General features: G+C 37.0%; 2 protein-coding genes. Both read right to left on the bottom strand.

The genetic code is table 11. The features are described 5' to 3' along the window. Positions 1–252: 252 nt before the first annotated feature. Positions 253–822 carry an isoprenylcysteine carboxyl methyltransferase family protein gene (locus tag V7083_RS15265; RefSeq protein ID WP_335479295.1) on the bottom strand — a complete coding sequence of 190 codons (570 nt, stop codon included), beginning with the start codon at positions 820–822 and terminating at the stop codon, positions 253–255. Continuing rightward, entirely contained in the window at positions 819–1910 is a 1092-nt protein-coding gene (locus V7083_RS15260; RefSeq protein WP_335479293.1) for a type III polyketide synthase, read from the bottom strand. The genes V7083_RS15265 and V7083_RS15260 overlap by 4 nt, the downstream gene beginning before the upstream one ends. Positions 1911–1951 lie beyond the last annotated feature (41 nt).

The following is a 1951-nucleotide window of genomic DNA, read 5'->3' as shown; positions in this document are numbered from 1 at the left end:
CTATTATGTTACTTAAAAATAAAAAAAAAGCCGGGATTGCCCCGGCCTAATCCATCTATTATTGAGTTACATTTTTTAAGACATGCTTCATGACAAACCCATACGTAAGGATGGTTCCAGCAACAAAAATATAAGCCATATGTAACACCTTCCTTGTTAGATTGATAACTGGCTTGAGAATGATTTTCATTAATGATTAGATTTTATCATGAGTGAGAACTATTTTCAATATTTCCAATCTATTTGTCAAAATTATTTAACAATCTTAGGGAAAAATCGTTCACAATTGTTAAAGACTTGGTCATATTCTGTCAGCGTTATTAATGCTCTTTCCTCTTCAGGAATACGAATTCTTAGGACAATCATATTCAGAATAGTGAACAGACATGTTGTGATGTAGGCATTAAATAACAATGGAATCATCATTAATTCAAGCGTAACAACAACATAATTAGGATGTTTAATCCAACGATATGGTCCTTTTCTGACAATCTTAGCATTAGGTAGGACAATGATTTTTGTATTCCAATACCGGCCTAATGAAGCAATTGCCCAAATGCGTAAAACCTGTGTTAAAAAGAAAATCCCAATAATTTCTGGCCAGATCGTTGATAATCCATGATTGAACCAAACCTTTTCACTTAGAAAACTGCAAAAAAACAGTAGATGAATCAGAACTATCATTCGGTAATGACTTCCACCAAATTCAAGTGCGCCTTGCATTTTCATCCATTTTTCATTACTTTTTGCAACCATTAACTCGCCTATCCGTTGAATAACAATAAATGCGAAAAAAAGGGTAAAAGGATAGACATCTTTCATTCCTCCCACCTCAGTAATAGCAATTCTGAACTGAAGCCTGGGCCTAGGGCCGTACAAAGTCCAAACTCCCCCGATTTCGTTTCCTGTCCCATAAATCGTCTGAGTACATATAAAATGGTCGATGAGGACATGTTCCCGAACTTTTGAAGCACTTCCTGAGAGATTCCAGTCATGGATTGAGGGATTTCAAGTGATTTTACGTAGGCATCCAAAACCTTTTTTCCACCAGGATGGGCAATAAAATAATTGATTTGGTCAAGGGATAGATTATTTTCTTCTAAGAAACCAGAGACATTCGGTTTTAACCATTGTTCAATGATGGTTGGGATATCCCGTGAAAAAATAACATAAAGTCCGTCGTTTTTAATATCCCATCCCATTACATCCAATGAGTCTGGCATTAGGGTAGATTGCGTATCAATAATAGCCGGGGATACTGTCCGTGAGCAATATTCTGCCATATTAGATTCATCCCCACAAATCAATGCACAGGAGATTCCATCAGCAAATAAGGAAGTACCAATCAAATTACTTTTTGATTGGTCATTCTGCTGAAAGGTTAGACTGCAGAGTTCTACTGCCAGTACGATGACTTTTGCTTCAGGAAAAGCAAGACAATATTCATATGCTCTCGATAAACCCGAAGCACCACCGGCACAGCCCAGTCCCCATATGGGAATTCGCTTTGTATGCGCATGAAAAGGAAGGAGATTCATAATTCGCGCCTCTATGCTGGGAGTGGCTAATCCAGTTGTCGAAATAAAGAAAATGGCCTCAATCTCATGAATAGGAATGTCTTTCTTCAAGAACTCATTTTTGCTTAAACATTTAATAATAGCCTCTTTTCCAAACATAACGGCTGCCTCTATATATGCATCGTTTTTATCAGCAAATGTGTGTTTTTCGTAAAACCATTCCATCTTTTTAACAAAATGTCTTTTTTCAATCTGCCCATTTTGAAATGCTTTTAAAAGTCTTCCAATATCCTTAAAGGAATGTGCAAATAGCTCGCCTGCGAATGCTGAGGCTTGGTCCTGTTTTATTTCATATGGAGGGACAACCTCCGCAATGGATATGATTTTCGGCATCTAAATCACCTTTTGTTTAATTTAAGGCTCAGTTAAACTTG

The sequence above is a fragment of the Bacillus sp. JJ1764 genome (assembly GCF_036962145.1).
Lineage (GTDB): Bacteria > Bacillota > Bacilli > Bacillales > Cytobacillaceae > Neobacillus.
The sequence above is the reverse complement of the archived record's forward strand: the minus strand, read 5'-3'. Positions and strand labels throughout refer to the sequence as shown.